3 protein-coding genes are annotated in these 2348 nt (G+C 35.8%); all 3 read right to left on the bottom strand.

Annotated elements, in window-relative coordinates:
• Window positions 1–16: 16 nt before the first annotated feature.
• The 3 genes from HMPREF2961_RS01765 to HMPREF2961_RS01755 are packed head-to-tail and all read right to left on the bottom strand — an operon-like array spanning window position 17 to window position 2141.
• Window positions 17–355, bottom strand: a complete 339-nt coding sequence (locus tag HMPREF2961_RS01765) for a DUF1361 domain-containing protein (RefSeq protein ID WP_256277955.1) — start codon at window positions 353–355, stop codon at window positions 17–19.
• 21 nt (window positions 356–376) lie between these two features.
• Complete coding sequence (locus HMPREF2961_RS01760; protein WP_070703831.1) at window positions 377–1234, bottom strand: polysaccharide deacetylase family protein; 858 nt, start codon at window positions 1232–1234, stop codon at window positions 377–379.
• Between the two features lie 16 nt (window positions 1235–1250).
• Window positions 1251–2141 carry an LCP family protein gene (locus tag HMPREF2961_RS01755; RefSeq protein ID WP_070703830.1) on the bottom strand — a complete coding sequence of 297 codons (891 nt, stop codon included), beginning with the start codon at window positions 2139–2141 and terminating at the stop codon, window positions 1251–1253.
• Window positions 2142–2348 lie beyond the last annotated feature (207 nt).

Here is a 2348-nt window from a genome sequence, read left to right as displayed (position 1 = left end):
GAAAAACGAATACAATTTAACTCAATTTATATAGCAATAATTTATACCAAATTTCCATCTTCATGCTTATCATCATAGTAAATGGATCGTAAGGTGAAAGCAAAGACAGATGGAATAAATCGGTGAACAAATAAAAGTTATTTGGAAAAAACAGTAGCCAGAATAAGATCAGCACGAGAGAGACTAGTTTGGAGCTGCTGACTTTTACCCACCTTGCTAATTCAATCGAGATATATGCCAGAATCGTATTAGTAAAAAATAAATAAAAAACACTTTTTTCATAAAAAGAAAGATAAAGTACGAGCAGCAGCAAAATGTAATATCCTCTAATAAAATACATCTGCTTTTGAATCATTGGACATCTCTCCTTTTTTGACTAAGCGGGTCGGTGATCCTTGCGCCCATAATAATTTTCTATTTTTGATGGATTATCTAGCAAATCGCTGATGGTCGTAAAAGTATATCCTTCTTTTTTTAATTCATCAATCAGCACAGGAACAGCATCTACGGTCTCAGGATAGATATCATGTAGTAATATGATGGCGCCATCATATACTGTACTTTTTACTTGCTGTAAAATTTTTTCCTTTTGTCTGGATTGCCAATCTTGAGAATCAACAGACCACTCGATTATTGGTCGATGAATGATTGCCGCTCCTTTTTTTGTAATAGAGCCATACGGAGGTCGGACATAGGCTGGCTTTTTACCGATTGCTTTCAAAATAGCGTTATCTGTTTGAGTGATTTCCTCACTGATTTCTTGGTCAGATAGACCAGCTAAATCCTTATGAGAAAAAGTATGGCTGCCGATTTGATGACCTTCTTGCACCTCCTTTTGTAAAAGCTGTTCGTGTTGGGAAACATTTTCCCCTAGAACAAAAAAAGTGGCGTGTACGTTTTTTTGTTTTAAAATTTCTAAAAGTTTTGGGGTAGTGGAGGGATTAGGTCCATCATCGAAGGTAAGAGCAACGGTCTTTGATGACTCCTTTGTATCTTCCGTTTCTTTATTTTTTTCATTTTTTGCTGGCTGTTCCTTTGTGGTGATCGTCCGACTGGTAGAATTGGAACTTTGCCGTTCTGTTCGTTCTTGTTTCCTAGAACTCTCAGTATTTTCTATTGTTTTACTTTCGTTCGTTGAGGACGTGAAGACTCTGTTCGTCATATAGACGCTTCCACCTGTAATCCCTATTAGAAGGACGATTGTCCCAAGGGTGATCAAACTTTTTTTAATCATGTGCCTCTCTCCTGCTTTACTGTAATTGCTGACTGATTCGTTTGATTTCTGTGTCAGTCATTTTTTGGTAAGAGATACCGTCAATTATTTCTTCTTCTCCTTTTAATTGATCCGTACTCATTTTAAATTTGGTACTCTTTGTTAAATATAATTTAAATAATTCTCCCAAAGGTAAATTTGTTTTCATATTGTTCCCTAGAACATTGATGATTTTGTCTATTTTAGGTATGGATTCCACAGTCAACAGCTTCTGCATGATTGCTTTGATCACTTTTTGCTGTCGTATTTGCCTCCCATAATCACCATTAGGGTCATCATATCTCATTCTTGACCATGCAAGAGCTTCTTCTGGAGATAACGTAAGGGACCCTTTTGGAAAATCATAATGGTCAAAGTTGAAAGCAAAATCATTGACCACTTCAATATCGCCAACAATACTTAGCATACTCTCTAGCCCCTTCATATTCATTGTCATATAGTAAGGAATAGTAGTATGAAGCATGTTCTCTGTCGTTTGTATAGCTGTTTGTTCTCCTCCATAAGCGTAAGCGGCATTTAATTTATCAAAACTATTATGTCCTGCGATTTGAACATAAGTATCTCGTTCTAGACTGATAAGTTTTACTGTCTCATTTTTAAGATCAACATGGGCAGCAATCATTGAATCCGATCTTCCTTTTTCTGTCCTACCAAATTCTCCAGTATCTACACCTAATAGCAGTACATTGAACCGATCCGGTAAATGTGTGGCTGCATCAGCTGAATATTTCACATTCATGTTGGCTGCTGTTTTCTTTGAAACTTCAGACAAGTTTTGCAATTTCATATATTCGCTTACACCATAAGCGCCTGCTGCTATAATAAACATCAATAGAAAAATAGATATGACTTTTAAGATTTTGTACATTTGTACTCTCCTCCTTTGCTGTTAAGGGTAGAAGCAAAATCTATCTGATTTGTATCTAAATCCTATACTTTAGAAAAATTCAAAAAAGGTTGTGACAAAATTTTGTCACAACCTCTTGATAAAAGTTGATAAAAGCGGTATTTCAGAAGTAGCTACTCCAAAAAATAATTTCTTTACTGGACTGGCCGATGATCGTTTCTGCCATAA

The organism is Enterococcus sp. HMSC076E04 (assembly GCF_001814285.1).
Lineage (GTDB): Bacteria > Bacillota > Bacilli > Lactobacillales > Enterococcaceae > Enterococcus_B > Enterococcus_B lactis.
The sequence above is the reverse complement of the archived record's forward strand: the minus strand, read 5'-3'. Positions and strand labels throughout refer to the sequence as shown.